The sequence below is a fragment of the Comamonas guangdongensis genome, from assembly GCF_041079535.1.
In the GTDB taxonomy this organism is placed as follows: domain Bacteria; phylum Pseudomonadota; class Gammaproteobacteria; order Burkholderiales; family Burkholderiaceae_C; genus Comamonas; species Comamonas guangdongensis.
In genome coordinates this window covers 22,650-38,778 of sequence record NZ_JBFYGN010000001.1, presented here as the reverse complement: position 1 = coordinate 38,778, position 16,129 = coordinate 22,650, and the positions used below count along the sequence as shown (strand labels likewise).

General features: G+C 65.8%; 11 protein-coding genes. All 11 read right to left on the bottom strand.

The window, feature by feature from the left end; all coding sequences use genetic code 11:
* Nucleotides 1–109: 109 nt before the first annotated feature.
* Nucleotides 110–679 carry an HdeD family acid-resistance protein gene (locus AB6724_RS00145; protein WP_369336475.1) on the bottom strand — a complete coding sequence of 190 codons (570 nt, stop codon included), beginning with the start codon at nt 677–679 and terminating at the stop codon, nt 110–112.
* 82 nt (nt 680–761) lie between these two features.
* Complete coding sequence (locus AB6724_RS00140; RefSeq protein WP_369336474.1) at nt 762–1,637, bottom strand: endonuclease/exonuclease/phosphatase family protein; 876 nt, start codon at nt 1,635–1,637, stop codon at nt 762–764.
* Nucleotides 1,638–1,692: 55 nt separating this feature from the next.
* Entirely contained in the window at nt 1,693–2,325 is a 633-nt protein-coding gene (locus tag AB6724_RS00135; protein WP_369336473.1) for a nucleotidyltransferase family protein, read from the bottom strand.
* Complete coding sequence (locus tag AB6724_RS00130; protein ID WP_369336472.1) at nt 2,318–2,713, bottom strand: VOC family protein; 396 nt, start codon at nt 2,711–2,713, stop codon at nt 2,318–2,320. The genes AB6724_RS00135 and AB6724_RS00130 overlap by 8 nt, the downstream gene beginning before the upstream one ends.
* 54 nt (nt 2,714–2,767) lie before the next feature.
* Nucleotides 2,768–3,622 carry a carbohydrate ABC transporter permease gene (locus AB6724_RS00125; RefSeq protein WP_369336471.1) on the bottom strand — a complete coding sequence of 285 codons (855 nt, stop codon included), beginning with the start codon at nt 3,620–3,622 and terminating at the stop codon, nt 2,768–2,770.
* The gene (locus tag AB6724_RS00120; RefSeq protein ID WP_369336470.1) at nt 3,619–4,560 is read right to left on the bottom strand and encodes a carbohydrate ABC transporter permease; all 942 of its coding nucleotides are present in this window, start codon (nt 4,558–4,560) and stop codon (nt 3,619–3,621) included. Before AB6724_RS00120 ends, AB6724_RS00125 begins: the two co-directional genes overlap by 4 nt.
* On the bottom strand, nt 4,560–5,858 hold the full coding sequence (locus tag AB6724_RS00115; protein ID WP_369336469.1) for an ABC transporter substrate-binding protein: 1,299 nt from the start codon (nt 5,856–5,858) through the stop codon (nt 4,560–4,562). Before AB6724_RS00115 ends, AB6724_RS00120 begins: the two co-directional genes overlap by 1 nt.
* 72 nt (nt 5,859–5,930) lie before the next feature.
* Nucleotides 5,931–7,028 (bottom strand): ABC transporter ATP-binding protein, encoded by a 1,098-nt coding sequence (locus AB6724_RS00110; RefSeq protein ID WP_369336468.1) that lies wholly within the window; start codon nt 7,026–7,028, stop codon nt 5,931–5,933.
* A gap of 127 nt (nt 7,029–7,155) precedes the next feature.
* Entirely contained in the window at nt 7,156–13,119 is a 5,964-nt protein-coding gene (locus tag AB6724_RS00105) for an alpha-2-macroglobulin family protein (protein WP_369336725.1), read from the bottom strand.
* Between the two features lie 217 nt (nt 13,120–13,336).
* On the bottom strand, nt 13,337–14,329 hold the full coding sequence (locus tag AB6724_RS00100) for a Bug family tripartite tricarboxylate transporter substrate binding protein (protein WP_369336467.1): 993 nt from the start codon (nt 14,327–14,329) through the stop codon (nt 13,337–13,339).
* A gap of 98 nt (nt 14,330–14,427) precedes the next feature.
* The gene (gene argH, locus AB6724_RS00095) at nt 14,428–15,876 is read right to left on the bottom strand and encodes an argininosuccinate lyase (RefSeq protein WP_369336466.1); all 1,449 of its coding nucleotides are present in this window, start codon (nt 15,874–15,876) and stop codon (nt 14,428–14,430) included.
* Nucleotides 15,877–16,129: the final 253 nt, after the last annotated feature.

The following is a 16,129-nucleotide window of genomic DNA, read 5'->3' as shown; positions in this document are numbered from 1 at the left end:
CATCTGCTGATTGGCCGTGGACGCCATTGTCCCAAGGTCCGGACCGGCGGCGGGCCGCGGAGATGAAAAAAGCGGCTCCGCGAGCCGCTTGCTGGCTGCCGCGCCGGCCTCAGGCCGCGCGCAGATGGCTGATGCTGCGGATCCTGAAGGCCAGGATCACGATCAGGAGGCCGAACACCACCGCATAGCTGGCCAGCACCCAGAGCATGGCCATCATGCCCGCGCCCGGCTGCGCGAGCACGAAAGCGCCGAACAGCAGCGAGATCAGGCCGCCCAGGACCAGCAGCCACTCGCCTTCGATCTCCTTGCGCAGGCGGATGGCGGCGATGATTTCCATCACGCCGGTGATCAGCGCCCAGACGCCGATATAGAGGGTCAGCACCAGGGCCGTGACCGCGGGATTGATCACCGTGAGCACGCCCACGACCACGCCCGTCAGCCCCCAGAGCAGGATCACCCACCAATGACGCGATTCATGGCGGCTCTTGATCGCGGTATAGCTGCCCAGCAGGCCGTCGACAAACACATAGGCGCCAAAGACCAGCAGCAAGGCAGCCGCCGAGGCCGCGGGCTGCAGCCAGGTCAGCACGCCGAAAACAATGGCCGCGGCACCGCGCAACAGCAGCACCCACCAGCTACGGTGCAGCATCAGAGAGATGGACGGAATTTCTGCCGGCATGGGGACTCCCTAGAAAAACATGTTGAAACACTGATCCATAGCCCACGGACTGTCTGTAGGACTCCGGCCTGAACGTTCAGAATCAGCCCAGCGTCAGCATCACGGGCTGGTGGTCGGAGGCCTGGGTGGCACTGTCCACCTGCCATGCTCGCACATGGGCGCTCAGGCTGTCGTTGATCCAGATGAAGTCGCAGGCCGAGGGCTCGGGGCCCCAGGTGCGATCCACCAGCCTGAAGGTGGGCGGTTGCGGCGCGCCGGGATGCAGCACGCTCCAGCTGTTGAGCCAGCGGCCGGGCTTCAGCCCCGGCAGCTCATGCTCGGCCCAGGGCGCGGCGAGCTCGGCGTACTCGGGGTCCTGGGGCTCGAAATTGAAGTCCCCGCAGAGCACCGCATGGCGCGTATGCGGCTTGGTCTGGTAGGGAGAGCCATCGCTGGCCGCCTGGGGCGGCGTATCGGCCAGGGCGCAGGCCTGCATATGCAGAGCGCGCAAGGCCCTGGCCTGAGCCATGCGCTGCAGCGCGGAATAGTATTCAAGGTGGGTAGTCATGATGCGCACCGGCCCCAGCATGGGGTCGCTCACCGTCAGCACCGAGCACATGCGCTGCATGCAGCGCATCTGGGCCTCGGCCGGAAACGGCAGCGGATAGTGCTGGACCTGCAGCACCGGCAGGCGCGTGGCGATCACATTGCCGAAGCGCTGGCGCCCTTGCGGCGTGAATTCATCGACCGAGGCGCCGAAGAACAGCTGCCAGCCCGGCAGCAGCGCCCGCAGCTCGGCCGGCTGATCGCCGGGAACGCCCTCCAGATCCGGATAGTTGACGGCCACCTCCTGCAGGCACAGCACATCCAGCCCGCCGGCCGCGGCGCCCATGTCCAGCGCCTGGCGGACTATGCGCTCCACGCTGACCACGCCGTCCATGCCGCAGCACCACTGTGTATTCCAGGTCAGTATCTGCATGTTTCATCCTTCGCATCAAACCAGGGGCCAGCGCTGATGCTGCAAGCGCATCCAGCTATTGTTTTTGCAGGCTCTGCAGCTCCAGGCCAGGCCAGAAGCGCTGCCACTGCTTGGCGCTCATGCGCGCCTCATAGGTCGCGGGACTGACGCGCTCGGGATCGCTGGCGTTGTAGCGCACGCGCAGCGCCAGCAGATCGTCGAGACCCAGCGGAGCCACCAGTTGCAGCTCATCACGCGCATCAAGATAGACGCCCACGCAGGTGGCCACTTCCGGCCAGCTCGCAACAGCCTGCTCAAGCGATGCAAAAGGCGGCACCGCTTGGCCCTTCGCGCCGCGATACCAGCAATGCACGGCCGCCTGGTTCACGACCTCCCACCGCACCCATGGCAAGCGCTCCTGGAGTTGCTGCCTGGCCAATGCCTGCGCAGACTGCCAGTGACCCCGTTCTGCTTCCCGCACATCGAAATACACCACATCCATGTCGCCGAGGCAAGCCGGCGGCAACGCACCCGCGGCCCGCCCATGCAGTGCCTCCCATACCGCGCAGCGCACGGCTCCCGCACCTATGCACCACGACGCCCAACCCTGCTGCCTGGCCGCATCAAGCGCCTGCATCAGCCAGGGCGTGTGTCGTACAAAGTGCTTGAGCTGCCCTGCTTGCGCCGCGCCAGGCGCGATGTCATGCATGGCCCGCCGTCCATTCGCGCAGCTGGAACACATTGCCTTCGCAGTCCATGGCATTGCAGACCGCAAAACCCGGGCCCTGCCAGCGCTCGTCGAACACCTGGCCACCCAGAGCCTCGGCGGCGCTGGCGGCTTCGGCAATGGACGCCACGGTGGCAAAGAACTTGAGCGCCACGTTCTCGCGCCGCGCCGGCGGCGAGGCAATGCTCACCTGGCTGGCAATGGCTTCGGGAATGGCGTGGACGACCAGCTGCAGCTGCGGCGACGCCATCACCGTCAGATGCTCGTCGCGATGCAGCTGCTGCATGCCCAGCACCCGGCCGTAGAAGTTCGCGAGCGCATCGCGGTGTTTGGCGTAGATCAGCACGCCTGCTGCAGCGGGTCCGGACATGGCAAGTACTCCATTACACAAGAGCGCCACTGTACCCCGCCGCCCGCCTGCGGATCACTTGATGCCGGCACGCATGAAGCTTTGCACGAACTGGCGCTGGAACAGCAGAAAGGCCAGCAGCAGCGGGCCCGAGGTCATCAGTGTGGCCGCACAGATGGTGGACCACTCCACGCCAGACTCCACGCTGGAGAACACCTGCAGCCCCACGGTGAGCGGACGCGATTCCACGCTGTTGGTGATGATCAGCGGCCACAGGAAGTTGTTCCAGTGAAAGCTCACCGACACCAGCGCAAACGCCGTGTACACGGGCCGGGCCAGCGGCACGTAGACGCGCCAGAGGATCTGCAGCGTGCTGGCGCCTTCCACGCGCGCGGCCTCGTCCAGTTCCTTGGGGATGCTCATGAAGGTCTGGCGCAGCAGAAAGATCGCAAAGGCCGAGGCGAAATACGGCAGGCCTATGCCCAGCAGCGTATCGACGGCACCCAGCTGCGACATGGTCTGGTAATTGGCCACCAGCAGGATGTCCGGCATGATCATCAGCTGCACCAGCACCAGCGCGAAAGCCACGTTGCTGCCGCGAAAGCGATAGCGTGCGAACGCAAAGGCCGCCAGCGTGCTCAGCACCAGCTGCGCTGCCAGGATCAGCGCCACCAGGATCATCGTGTTGAGGAAGTAGCGCGCAAACGGCGCGGCCTCCCAGGCGTGGCGGAAGTTCTGCAGCGTCCAGGGTGCGGACAGGTCCAGGCGCGTGGACACATCGGCAGAATGGAAGGCCGTCCAGCACGCATAGGCCAGCGGCAGTATCCACAGCAGGGCCAGCAGCCAGGCGGCCACCGTGTCCAGCCACGATGCCGCGTAGAAATTCGCCCCCGGGCGCTGGCGCTGCGAGGAAAGGCTGGCGGCACTCATTGGTAATGCACCTTTTTGTCGAGCACGAAGAACTGCAGCAGCGCCACGCTGGCCAGCACCACCACCAGCACCACGGTGATGGCCGCGGCATAGCCGGTGTCCCAGAACTTGAAGCCCACTTCGTACAGGTGGTAGAGCAGCAGCGTGGAGGCATTGTCCGGCCCGCCGCGCGTGAGGATGAAGATATGGTCCACCAGGCGGAAGGCATTGATCACCGCATTGACCAGCACGAACAGCGTGGTGGGCATGAGCAGCGGCCACTGCACGCGGCGAAAGAAATACCAGCGCGATGCGCCCTCGATGGCCGCCGCCTCCTTGAGGCTGGGGTTCAGCGTCTGCAGCGCGGCCAGGTAGAAGATCATGAAGAAACCCGCCTCCTTCCACACGGCCACCAGGGTCACGCAGGCCAGCGCCGTGGACGGATCGCCCAGCCAGTTGTGCGCGCCCAGCCCGAAAGCACCGCGGATCTGCTCGAGCAGACCGTACTGCGGCGTGTAGAAGAACAGCCAGATATTGGCCACGGCGATCATGGGCAGCACCGTGGGCGTGAAATACGCCATGCGCAGAAAGGCCCGCCCGGCCAGTTTTTCGTTGACCCACAGCGCCATCAGCAGCGCCAGCCCCATGGACAGCGGGATCGTCGCCGAGGCAAACCACAGATTGTTGCGCACGGCCTGCCAGAACACGGGGTCGTCGACCATGACCACATAGTTCTCCAGGCCCGCCCACTCGCCGCTCTGCCCGCCGCGCCCCGTGGCATGCAGGCTGTCCCAGAACGTGGCCAGCGCGGGCCAGTGCGTGAAGCTCAGCAGCAGCACCAGGGCGGGCAACAGCAGCAGCCAAGCATGGACGGCCTCGCGGCGGGCCGCAGCGGCGGCCAGGGCCCCTGCCACAGGCCGCAGGCCGCCCCGCGCGTTGTCGGTCGCTGTGGCGCTCATTACTTGTAGCGACGCAGGATGCGGTCGGATTCCTTCTGCGCCTCTTCCATGGCCTGGGCCGGGGTCTTGCTGCCGTTCAGGGCCGCCTGGATGGCGTCGTTGAGCACCTTGGTCACGCGCTGATTCTCATGCGTGGAGTATTCGGCCACCGACACGGGCAGCTGGTCGCGCGCCACCAGGGCCGGCGGGAATTCCTGGCCGTACTTCTTGAGCTCGGGCGTCTCGTAGGCTGCGGGTGAGACCGCCACATAGCCACTGTCCATGCTCCACTGCGCGGCATGCTCGGGCTGGGTGATCCACTTGGCGAACTCGAAGGCGGCTTGCTGCTGCTCCTTGGAGGCCTTCTTGAAGATGTAGAAATTGCCGCCGCCCGTGGGCGAGCCCTTGCGGATATTGCCGGCGATCTGGCCCACGCCGAAATCGAACTTGGCATTGGCCTTGATATTGGTCAGATTGCCGGTCGTGGTCACGATGATGGCGGCCTTCTTTTCCATGAAGTCCTTGGGCGTCGTGCCCCACTCCACCACGCCGGCCGGATGCACGCCTTCCTTGACCAGGCTGACCCAGAAGTCCAGCGCTTCGATGACCTTGGGATGGTTCAGCGTGACCTTGGTGCCGGCCTCGTTGGCCAGCAGCGCGTCGTTGGGCGTGGTCAGCGTCTGCAGCATCCAGTAGGCAAAGCCCGTGGACGGAATCTGGATGCCGTACTGCACGACCTTGCCGCTGGCATCCTTCTTGGTCAGCTTGTGCGCGGCTTCCTTGAGCTCCTTCCAGTTCTGGGGAGGCTTGCTGGGGTCCAGGCCGGCTTCCTTGAAGGCCTGCTTGTTGTAGTACATGACCACGGTGGAGCGCTGGAACGGGATGCCCCAGGTCTTGCCGCCGGCCTGGCTGTTGGCCATGAAGGCCGGATAGAAGCCCTTGAGCCAGGCCTTGTCGGCATCGGTCTTCACGAAGTCGTCGATGGGCGCGATGGCGTCCTCGTCCATCAGCGTGAACATGTCGGTGGACAGCAGCACCGAGGTCGCGGGCGCCTTGCCGGCCTTGTGGGCCGTCAGCGCCTTGACGATGGTCTCCTGGTAGGTGCCCGCATAAACCGGCGTGAGCTTGTACTGGGGGTGGGCCTTGTTGAATTCGGCCGCATAGCCGTCGATCACCTTGGTGATGGGGCCGCCCACGGCCACGGGGTAGTAGAACGGCACTTCCAGCGGTGTCTGGGCCTGGGCCAGGCCCGCAAAGCCCAGGGCGGTCAAAGTGGCTGCGCCTGCGGTCAGGCTGCGGATGAAGGTGTGGCGACGCATGGAAACTCCTCCTCAAAACTGCGGAAACAAAAAGCCTGGATCTGAAGCCGGCCCATGGACCGGCGGTGCGGCTCAGGCCGCGGCAAACAGCAGCGGATCGGCCTCGGCGGCCTGTGCCGGAAGATGGATGCGCAGGCCCTGGGCGTCGAACCAATGCGCTTCGGACTGCGGCCAGCTCAGGAAAACGCCCTGGCCCGGCTGCAGATCCGCATGGGTATTGCCCGCCGTGCGCACCGTCAGCAGTTCGCGGCCCACCTGGCAGCGCACCACCAGATCGGCACCCAGATATTCAAAGCCCTGCACCACGGCGGCGACGCCCGGTGCATTGGCGGTGATGGAGATGAGCTCGGGCCGCACGCCCAGCGCTTGCGGATAGGAGCCGCCCGGCACCAGTGCCGGAGCCACGGCACATTCGCTGCCCGCAATGCAAGCCCCTTGCAGGCCCACCAGATTCATGGCCGGCGTACCGATGAAGCGCGCCGCAAACGCGGTGGCCGGCCGCGCATAGATTTCACGCGGCCGCGCGCTTTGCTCCACACGCCCCTTGTTCAGCAGCACCACCTGATCGGCCATGCTCATGGCCTCGGCCTGGTCGTGGGTCACGTAGACCACGGTCAGGCCCAGACGCTGCTGCAGCTCGCGCAGCTCGGCGCGCATCTCCTGGCGCAGCTGCGCATCCAGATTGGACAGCGGCTCGTCCATCAGGCAGACCTTGGCCTGGGCCACCAGCGCACGGCCCAGGGCCACGCGCTGTTGCTGGCCGCCCGAGAGCTGGCCCGGCCGGCGTTCCAGCAGCGCTTCCAGACCCAGCAGCCCGGCCGCCTGCTGCAGGCGGCGCTGGCATTCGGCCTTGGGCAGCTTGCGCACCTGCAGGCCGAACTGGATGTTGTCGGCCACGCTCAGGTGCGGAAACAGCGCATAGTTCTGGAACACCATGGCAATGCAGCGCTCGGCCGGCCGCAGATGGGTGACATCGCGCCCGTCGATGCGCACGGCGCCCGAAGTCGGCACGTCAAGGCCGGCAATCATGCGCAAGGTGGTGGATTTACCGCAGCCCGAAGGGCCCAGCAGCACACAAAACGAGCCCGGTTCGATTCTCAGATTCACGGCATGCAGGGCCGTGGTGTCGCCCCAGGATTTGGCGACATGCTCCAGCTCGATCAACGACATCGCGCCAGTCTAGAAACTGAACATGACAAGCGCATGTCAGCTCGCCCGGCCCAGGACGGGCAGGCCGCTGCAGGCATGAAAAAGCCCCGGCAGCTTGCACTGACCGGGGCTTTGCAAGCAAGCGCTGTTACTTGGGCATGGACACCTTGAGCTTGGCGTTCGGCGACTCGCCGAACATCTCGGGCGCATACAGTGCTTCGACGCGGGTGGGCGGCAGAGCGAACTCGCCGGCATTGTTCAGGCGCACGGTGTACTCCAGCTTGGTGCTGCCCGCGGGCAGGTACTGGTAGTAGGCGCGGTAGGCCTCGAAGCTGCGCTCTTCGTAGGCCAGCCAGCCGGCGCCCTCCTGCTTCTCGCCCCGCGAGGCGATTTCCGAATCCCGGCCCAGGCCGCCGCCCAGGATGGTGGCACCCGTGGGCACGGGATCGGTGACCGCGACCCAGCTCATATCGGTCTTGGCCTGCACCTCCAGCGTCACGCGCAGCACATCGCCGCGCGTGTACTGGCCGCTGCCGAACAGGCTCTTGTCGGCCTGCTCCACGGGCGTGACCGTACGCTTGATGGTGTAGCCGGAGCTGAACGGTGCCTTGAGCGCCACCGCGGCCACGGACTGCACGGTCAGCCAGGGCTTGCCCGTGCCCTGCTGGGTCACGGTCAGCTGCCCCTTGCCGGCCTTGCCCCAGGGCATGAACATGGTGTTGTTCATCAGGCCGCCGGCGCGCACGGGTTCGCCGAAGAGGCTGTTGGCATGGGCCACGCCCTGCACATCCTCGGAGCTCGCACGCTTGACATCGGCCCAGTTCACCTTGGCCTCGTTGCCGTTCATGCTGGCCAGCGTGGTCCCGGCCACGGGCTCGGACTCGAACTTCTGCGAGAAGCGGCGCAGCGCCAGCGCCCCCCAGAGGTTGGCCGTGGTCGTGCTCCAGGCGCCCGACTGCTGGCGCGCAATGAAGCCGCTGACCAGGCGCGGCAGGTCGGGCGTCCAGCTCGGGTCATTGAGGGTCACGAGAATCAGGCGTGCCAGATTCACGTCGGGGCCCTGCATCAGCCACCACCAGCCGTCGTCCTGATCGGTGGAAAAGCCCGCACGCGTGCCGTTGAAGCTCAGGCGCGCACGCAGCACCTGCATGGCCTGGGCCAGGCGTTCGTCGCGCTGCGGCAGATCCTTCATGCGCTGCAGCAGCAGCGTCAGATCGATCACCGCATGCGTGGGCCACTGGTTGGGCGTGATGTTGATGCTGTCGAGCATGCGCGGCGTCGCCTTGCCGGACAGGGCCAGCGCGGCAATCGCGGCCAGCTTGCGCATCTCCAGATCCTTGCGCGGACTCCAGAAATTGCGCTGGATGCGGCCTTCCACAAACGCGATCAGCCCGTCCTCCATGCGCGCGCGCTCGGCGGCCGGAATCACATAGCGCTTGTCCACGCCCTGGGCCAGGGCCGAGAGGTTGAGCAGATGCGCAGTCAGCGTATCGCTGCCCCGGCTGGCCGAACCGTCCTGGGGTGGGAAGTAGTTGGCCAGACCGTCGCTGTCCAGATAGTTGGGCAGCTGGGCCATGGTGCTGGTCCAGAGCTCGGCATTGTTCATGCCGACTGCCTTGCTGGTGACCTGCTCCAGGCAGGAATAGGGATAGCGGGCCCACCAGTCGCGCACGCCGGGCAGACCTTCGGTCAGCTTGGGCACCAGCGACATCTGCAGACCGCCGCGACCAGGCAGCGCATCGGCGGGCGGGTTCACGGGCACGGAGAAACTGCCGTCGACCTGCACCAGCGTGGCCTGCTGCACCGACAGCGGCACGGCCGGCACGATGCGCTGGCTGATCTTGAGCGCGTCACTCGCAGCATCGGCACCGCCGCCGGTGTCGCGCGCAGAAATCTCCCACAGCAGGGCTTCGGCACGCGTGCCGGCCAGCTGGGCCGGGGCCTTCACGTCCCAGAACACCTCGCGAGCCTCACCCGCGGGAATCTCCACGCTCTGGGCCTTGAGCTCCAGCAGCGTGGCGCGCGGCGTGACCTCCACCTTCATGGCCTTGGCCGAGGTGTTGCGCAGCATGACCTGGGCGCGGAACAGATCGTCCTCGCGCACCAGCGGCGGCAGGCCGCTGATGATCTGCAGGTCCTGGGTGGTGCGGATCGCCGTCTGGCCCGTGCCGAACAGGCTGACGCCGGAATCGGCGATCGCCACCACCTGGAAGGTGCTCAACGCATCGTTGAGCGGCACCTCGATCAGGGCCTGGCCATTGGCGTCCAGCATCAGATCGGGCTTCCACAGCAGCAGGGTGTCGAGCAACTCGCGCGTGGGGCTGCGGCCACCGCCGCCACCCGCGGGCACGGCCTTCTTGCCATAGTGGCGCCGGCCTATCACCTCCATCTGGGCCGTCGCCGTCTGCACCCCCCATTCGCGGCGCGTCAGCATGGCGTCCAGCAGGTTCCAGCTGGTATTGGGCATCAGCTCCAGCAGGGCCTGGTCCACGGCGGCCACGGCCACATGGACGCCCGCCGCAGGCTTGCCGTTGGGCAGGGTGGCCTTGATGCTGACCTTGGCCTTGCCGCGCACCTTGTAGCTGGACTTGTCGGACGTCAGCTTCACGTCGATAGTGTGGTTCTTGAGGCCCACGCGGATCTCGGACATGCCGAAGCGGAAGGCCGGCTTGGACAGGTCCACCATGGAAGTCGGGGCAATGAACTCCTTGCCATCGTTCCAGAACGCATGCCACCACTCCAGCGGCGATTTGAAGCCCCAAGTGAAGAAGCTGTACCAGGGCACCTCCATGAGACGGCCGCGCAGCGCCAGCACGCTCACATAGACATTCGGCCCCCAGTTGTCCTCCACCTTGAGCTCCACCGTGGGGTTCTCGCCGGAGAGTTCCACCACTCGCGTGCTCACCACGCCTTCGCGCTCCACTGCGACCAGGGCCGTGGCACGGCGGAAGGGCATGCGCACCTGGAAGCGCGCCGTCTCGCCGGGCTCGTAGCTCTTGCGCTCGGACAGCACGTCCATGCGGTCATGGTCTTCGCCGCCGAACCAGAGCTCGCCCTGGCCCGTCACCCACACCGAGGTCGCGGCCTGGGAGCTGCGGCCTTCCTTGTCGGAAGCCCTGACGATGATTTCCACCTCGCCGGGCTGGGACAGCTGGGCCTCGCACTGGACCAGGCCATGGCTGTCACTGGTGCCGGAGCAGACCGTGCCCAGGGATTTGAGCGAGGTCTGGTTGTCGTAGCTATAGAAGCCTCCCACCAGGCGCTTGCGGCTGGAGGTGGTGATGCGCGCCACGGCCTCGACCTTGATGGGCACGCCGGCCAAAGCCTTGCCCGCAGTATCCAGCGCCAGCGCCTGGAAACGCAGCTTGCGGTCCACCGACACCCAGCCCTCGGAGCGCACGCCGGCCACCACGGCCGCGGGCCAGAGCGTGCGCGTGCCGCGCAGGGTCTGGACCTCGCCATTGGGGTCGGCATATGTGGCCTCCATCAGCAGCTCGCGCGGCTCGCTGGACTTTGGCAGCTTGTCTAGCGTGACCTTGCCCAGGCCGTTCTTGTCCAGCGTCACGGGCAGCTTGTCGGCCACCACCTTGGTGTCGTCGCTGGCCGTGCTTTCCTCGTCGTCGCTATGGCCCAGATCCTGGGCGCTGCGCGGCGGATTGAAGCTGAAGCCGTCCCAGCCCTGGAAGTCCAGCGACTTGGCGCGCAGCAGAGCCGACACCTTGACCGGCAGATTCGCGGCCGCACCGCCGGAGACATAGTTGATCTGCACCTCGGCCGGCACGCTGCTGACGTTGTAGAGCGCATCCTTGCCCGCGGGGCCGACGCGGCCCTCCATCACGGGCAGGCGGAACTCCTCGACGCGGAAGATGCCGGTGTTGAAGCTGGAGCGGCCATGGTTGCCATTCGCATAGCCGAGTTCCACCAGGTATTCGCCGAGCTTGGCGTTCTTGGGCAGCGCAAACTCGTTGGCGGCGCTGGTGGTCTCGATGTTCCAGTTGATGGGCTGCGTATAGCGCTGGCCACTGCCCAGATGGGTGATGATCAGCCGGTCCGGATAGGCGGAGGGCAGCGCAAAACCATTGGAGTGCTTGCCCGGTCCCGTCAGGCCGCGGATGTAGTGGCGCATGGACACGGTTTCACCCGCGCGAAACAGCATGCGGTCGAACACCGTGTGCGCGACCTCGTCACGCATGCCGCTGGAGCTGGTGGGCACGTTGAAGCGCCAGGACTCTATGCCCTTGTTCCAGTTGCTCCAGACAAAAGCCAGTTCCTCGCCGGCGCTGGTATCGGCCCGGGCGCTCACGAAATAGGAGCCGCTGCGGTAGTAGCCGTCCTCGCCGCTGCAGGACGAGGGATTGGGGTTGAGACCGTCGAAGCTCGCGATGCCCTGCTCGTCGGTGACGGCCGCGGCAATCGCCTGGCCTCTGCAGTCCGAGACCTGCACCTTGGCGCCGGCCACCGCCTTGCCCTTGTCCAGCGTGGTCACCCAGGCCACGGAATTCTCGCGGCCCAGCTTGAAATGCACGGCCAGATTGGTCACCAGCGCCGAAGTGCGCACATACATGGTGCGGCCCGCGCCATAGCCTTCGTCGAGCAGCGATTTGCCCAGCAGGGGCGAGGCGATTTCCACCACCTGGAAGCCCGGGCTCAGCGGAATGCCGACCACCTCGAAGGGACGCGGATCGCCCTTGGCGGCCTTGGGCAGCTCCAGCGTCTTGACCTGGCTCTGCCCGTCGAGCAGGGACAGCATGCGCGTCTGCACCCAGTTCTTATCGTCGTTGATGACTGGAGGCAGAACCTTCACGTCGCGCCCAGCACGCTTGCGCTCCACGCTATAGCCATCATAGCGCTCGAGCTTGTTCAGCCAGGCGATGATGTCGGCGTCGGAGCCGCCCTTCTTGGTTCGCACCACGCTGGCATCCAGCGACTTGGCGGTCAGATCGGGCTCCACATTGCGCAGCGTCACGGGCAGCAGGGCTGGGCCGCTCGGGCCTTCGGCAAAGCGCTCCACGATGCCGAAGGGCGAGGCCGCGAACTTCACCAGCGGCGGCATATTGCCCGTGGCCGTGGCCAGCGGGAACAGATTGGCATTGCTCAGCGTGCGGCCCGCCGCATCCTTGAACTGGGGCGGCAGCTCGATCACATACTTGGCATTGGCCGTCATCGTGGCCGGGAAGCTCACGCTGTCGATCAGCGAATCCTCGGCCAGCTTGTCGCCATGCTGCTCGACGATGGGTGCGACCGCCGAAGCACCGCTCTTGAGGCGTATGCCTTCGATGAGCTTGCGCGGCACGGGCGCGCTGAAGGACAGGCGCATGGGACGGATGGGCAGACAGGCGGCGTTGGCGTTTTCACGCTCGCAGCTGAAGTCCGCGCTGAAGGGCTCGCGCACCTGGTATTCGTAGCGCTGCTCGTCCTTGCTGACCAGGCCGTTGGCCATGGCCACGCCCTTGCCATAGACCAGGGTCATCTTGCTGCCCGAGCTCAGGCGACGGTTGCAGGCCAGCACCGCATAGTTCTGCGGCCGCTTGGCGGCATCCTTGTCCCAGTGCTGCTGCTTGAGCACGGCATCGCGCTCCTTGCCGCCGATCAGCTGCACGGGAATGCGCTCGCCCACGCCTTCGGAGGTGCACCAGACGCGCTTTTGCAGGCTGTCCGCAGTGGCCGCGCCGGTGAGGCGCAGCGCGAAGTACTGCTGCTCGTCGATCTGCTCGTAGGTCTCGGGCGCGATATCGCCGACCTGGGGTCCGCCGGTCTGGAACTGATAGCTGGCAGCGCCCGTCAGCGCCGAGCCGGCCACGGTCTTGAACTGGGAATTGAGCTGCGCCGTGCAGCGCACGCCTGCGGGCAGGTTCTGCGCAAAGTCGAAAACCCATTCCTTCTCGCTGTTCCAGCGGCCCGTGCCCTTGGCCGCCTGGGCGTCCGAGCATTGCAGCGTGACGGGCGCCGCGGCCTTGGGATCGCCAAAGCGCACGCCGGCACCATCGAGCTGCACGACCACCTGGCCGACCTTGGTCACATCGCCCTGGGGACTGAACTGGCGAATACCGACCGCATGCGCCGCCGTCACCGCCATCCCCCACAGGGCCGCAATCCGCAGCCCCGCTCCCATTTGCTGGCGCCAGATCTGCGGCGACAGCCCTCTCTCCCTCGTGCTCGGCACGCTCATAACAGTCATCCCCTCTGGGGCTCAAACCTTGTGGTCAGGCCCAATGCTGTGAATGTAATGTCGGTCTTTGCGCAGTGCGAAGCCGGAAGCAGCCAACAAAAAAGCCCTGCTCCCTCTAGGCGGAGCAGGGCTTTAAGGCATTTGCTGCACGCGCGAGCTTCTACTGCGGCTGAAAACCGCTGCGCCGAATGATACCGGTCCAAACGCGGGTATAGGCGCCTTCGCGGGCCGCGAGCTGGGCGGGATTCATGTATCCAACTGTAAGCCCAAGCGCCGTCAGCTGAGCGTAGACGTCGCGCTGCTTGAGCACATTGGCGATGGCGATGGAGAAACGCTGCACAAACGACTGGCTCACGCCCTTGGGCGCATAAATGCCGTAATAAGGCGTGTCCTCGAAGCCTCTGATGCCCTGCTCCTGCAGGGTCGGCACATCGGGCATGGAGGCCTGGCGCTTGGCGCCGAGCACGCCGATCACGCGCAGCTTGCCGGCCTTGTGGTTCTCGATGAAGTCGGGCACCGAGCCTATGCCTGCGGGAATCTGGTTGCCCAGCATGTCGCCCAGCATGGGTGCACTGCCGCGATAGGGCGCGGCCACCAGATCGAGCTTGTAGTGCTCGGCCAGGATCTTGACCAGGAACTCGGGCGTCGAAGCCGGTGCCGGAATGCCTATGGAGCCGCGCTTGGCGCCGGCCTTCACCCATTCCACATACTCGGCCAGATTCCTGGCCGGGGTGTTGCTGGAGACCGCCAGGGCATTCACAAAGGTCGCAATCCCGGCCACGGGAGTGAAGTCCTGCTGCGGATCGAAGCCGGGCTTCTTCACCACCTGCGGCAGGATGGAGATGGTGTGGTCGTGGGTCAGAAACAGGGTGTGGCCGTCGGCGGCCGCGGCCTTGAGCTGCTGCGCGGCGATCTGGCCGCCCGCCCCCGGGCGGTTGTCCACCACCACCGTCACCCCGAGCTCATCCTTGAGCTTTTCCGCCAGCAAACGCGCTATGGCGTCCGATCCGCCGCCGGGCGGAAAGCCCACCAGGATGCGGACGGGCTGGCCCGTATGGGGCTGGCCGGACTGGGCCCAGGCCAAAGGAGCCAGAGCGGAAGCTGCGGCCACGCAGGCGGTGGTGCGCAGCAGCTGACGACGGGTTTGCGTCATGGGTTTTCTCCTCAAGATTTTTTAGACTAACCAAAACAAAAGCGCCCGGTAAAGGGCGCTTTCCCGGCGTGATGACTACGCCACGGTGTTCGGCCTGATCAGGCCAGACGTGCCAGGTGCTTGGCCAGTTGCGCACGCACCTGGGCCGGCGCCGTGCCGCCCAGGGTGTTGCGGGCGTTGAGCGAGCCTTCCAGGCTCAGGGCCTCGAACACATCGGCCTCGATATTGGGGTTGAAGGCCTGCAGCTCGGCCAGCGGCAGCTCGGTCAGATCCACGCCCTTCACGGTGGCCAGCTTCACGGCGTGAGCCACGGTTTCGTGGGCATCGCGGAAGGGCAGGCCCTTCTTGACCAGATAGTCGGCCAGGTCGGTGGCCGTGGCATAGCCCTTGAGCGCCGCGGCGCGCATGTTCTCGGCGTTGACCGTGATGCCGCCTTCCTTGGCGCCGGCAGCGGGGTTGAGCTGGCCGCCGATCATCTCGGCGAAGATGCGCAGCGTGTCCTTCAAGGTGTCCACCGTGTCGAACAGCGGCTCCTTGTCTTCCTGGTTGTCCTTGTTGTAGGCCAGGGGCTGGCCCTTCATCAGGGTGATCAGGCCCATCAGGTGGCCGACCACGCGGCCGGTCTTGCCGCGTGCCAGCTCGGGCACGTCGGGGTTCTTCTTCTGGGGCATGATGGACGAGCCGGTGGTGAAGCGGTCGGCAATCTTGATGAAGCCGAAGTTCTGACTCATCCAGATGATCAGCTCTTCCGACAGGCGGCTCACGTGCACCATGCACAGCGAAGCGGCTGCCGTGAACTCGATCGCGAAGTCGCGGTCGCTCACGCCGTCCAGCGAGTTCTGGCTCACGCCTTCCATGCCCAGGGTCTTGGCCACGCGCTCGCGGTCCAGCGGGTAGGTGGTGCCGGCCAGAGCCGCCGAACCCAGGGGCAGCACGTTGACGCGCTTGCGCACGTCCAGCATGCGCTCGGCGTCGCGCTTGAACATTTCCACATAGGCCAGCATATGGTGGCCGAAGCTCACGGGCTGGGCCACCTGCAGGTGGGTGAAGCCGGGCAGGATCACGTCCACATTCTTCTCGGCCACTTCGACCAGCGAGCGCTGCAGCTCCTTGAGCAGGCCTTCGATCAGATCGATCTCGCCGCGCAGCCACAGGCGCACGTCGGTGGCCACCTGGTCGTTGCGGCTACGGCCCGTGTGCAGGCGCTTGCCCGCATCGCCGACCAGCTGGGTCAGGCGCGCCTCGATATTCAGGTGCACATCTTCGAGGTCCAGCTTCCAGTCGAAGCTGCCGGCCTCGATCTCGGCCGTGATCTGTGCCATGCCCTTCTGGATGGCGGCGAAATCCTCGGCCGCAATGATCTTCTGGGCCGAGAGCATCTCGGCGTGGGCGAGGCTGCCCTGAATGTCGGCCTGCCACATGCGCTTGTCGAAGAACACGCTGGAGGTATAGCGCTTGACCAGGTCGCTCATGGGTTCGGAGAACAGGGCAGACCAGGCTTCGGCCTTGGTGTCGAGCTGGTTGTGCGAAGGAGCAGATGTAGACATGTGAGGACAGCAATCCCGTAAAACCACAGGCCTGGCCACCATCCGGGCGATGGCGTTGCGGCTGTGCAAAGCAGAAGCTGGGATTTTATCGGTCTGCCTAGGCCACGGCCCCAATCCGGCCCATAGCCATTGCCTGCAACTGCGGCAAAGCAGCCATCACCGCCGGAAAGCTCTGTTTTTCATAGCAGCGTGTGCTTGATGACAGAGCGATGTACGACGTTTCTCGTGGAAAGCAGGCTTCTCTGGCCCGCAC

Bases quoted from the DNA above. Each gene is read 5' to 3' on its own strand.
- AB6724_RS00145 (WP_369336475.1), bottom strand. From the start codon at position 679: ATGCCGGCAGAAATTCCGTCCATCTCTCTGATGCTGCACCGTAGCTGG.
- AB6724_RS00140 (WP_369336474.1), bottom strand. From the start codon at position 1,637: ATGCAGATACTGACCTGGAATACACAGTGGTGCTGCGGCATGGACGGC.
- AB6724_RS00135 (WP_369336473.1), bottom strand. From the start codon at position 2,325: ATGCATGACATCGCGCCTGGCGCGGCGCAAGCAGGGCAGCTCAAGCAC.
- AB6724_RS00130 (WP_369336472.1), bottom strand. From the start codon at position 2,713: ATGTCCGGACCCGCTGCAGCAGGCGTGCTGATCTACGCCAAACACCGC.
- AB6724_RS00125 (WP_369336471.1), bottom strand. From the start codon at position 3,622: ATGAGTGCCGCCAGCCTTTCCTCGCAGCGCCAGCGCCCGGGGGCGAAT.
- AB6724_RS00120 (WP_369336470.1), bottom strand. From the start codon at position 4,560: ATGAGCGCCACAGCGACCGACAACGCGCGGGGCGGCCTGCGGCCTGTG.
- AB6724_RS00115 (WP_369336469.1), bottom strand. From the start codon at position 5,858: ATGCGTCGCCACACCTTCATCCGCAGCCTGACCGCAGGCGCAGCCACT.
- AB6724_RS00110 (WP_369336468.1), bottom strand. From the start codon at position 7,028: ATGTCGTTGATCGAGCTGGAGCATGTCGCCAAATCCTGGGGCGACACC.
- AB6724_RS00105 (WP_369336725.1), bottom strand. From the start codon at position 13,119: ATGGGAGCGGGGCTGCGGATTGCGGCCCTGTGGGGGATGGCGGTGACG.
- AB6724_RS00100 (WP_369336467.1), bottom strand. From the start codon at position 14,329: ATGACGCAAACCCGTCGTCAGCTGCTGCGCACCACCGCCTGCGTGGCC.
- argH (WP_369336466.1), bottom strand. From the start codon at position 15,876: ATGTCTACATCTGCTCCTTCGCACAACCAGCTCGACACCAAGGCCGAA.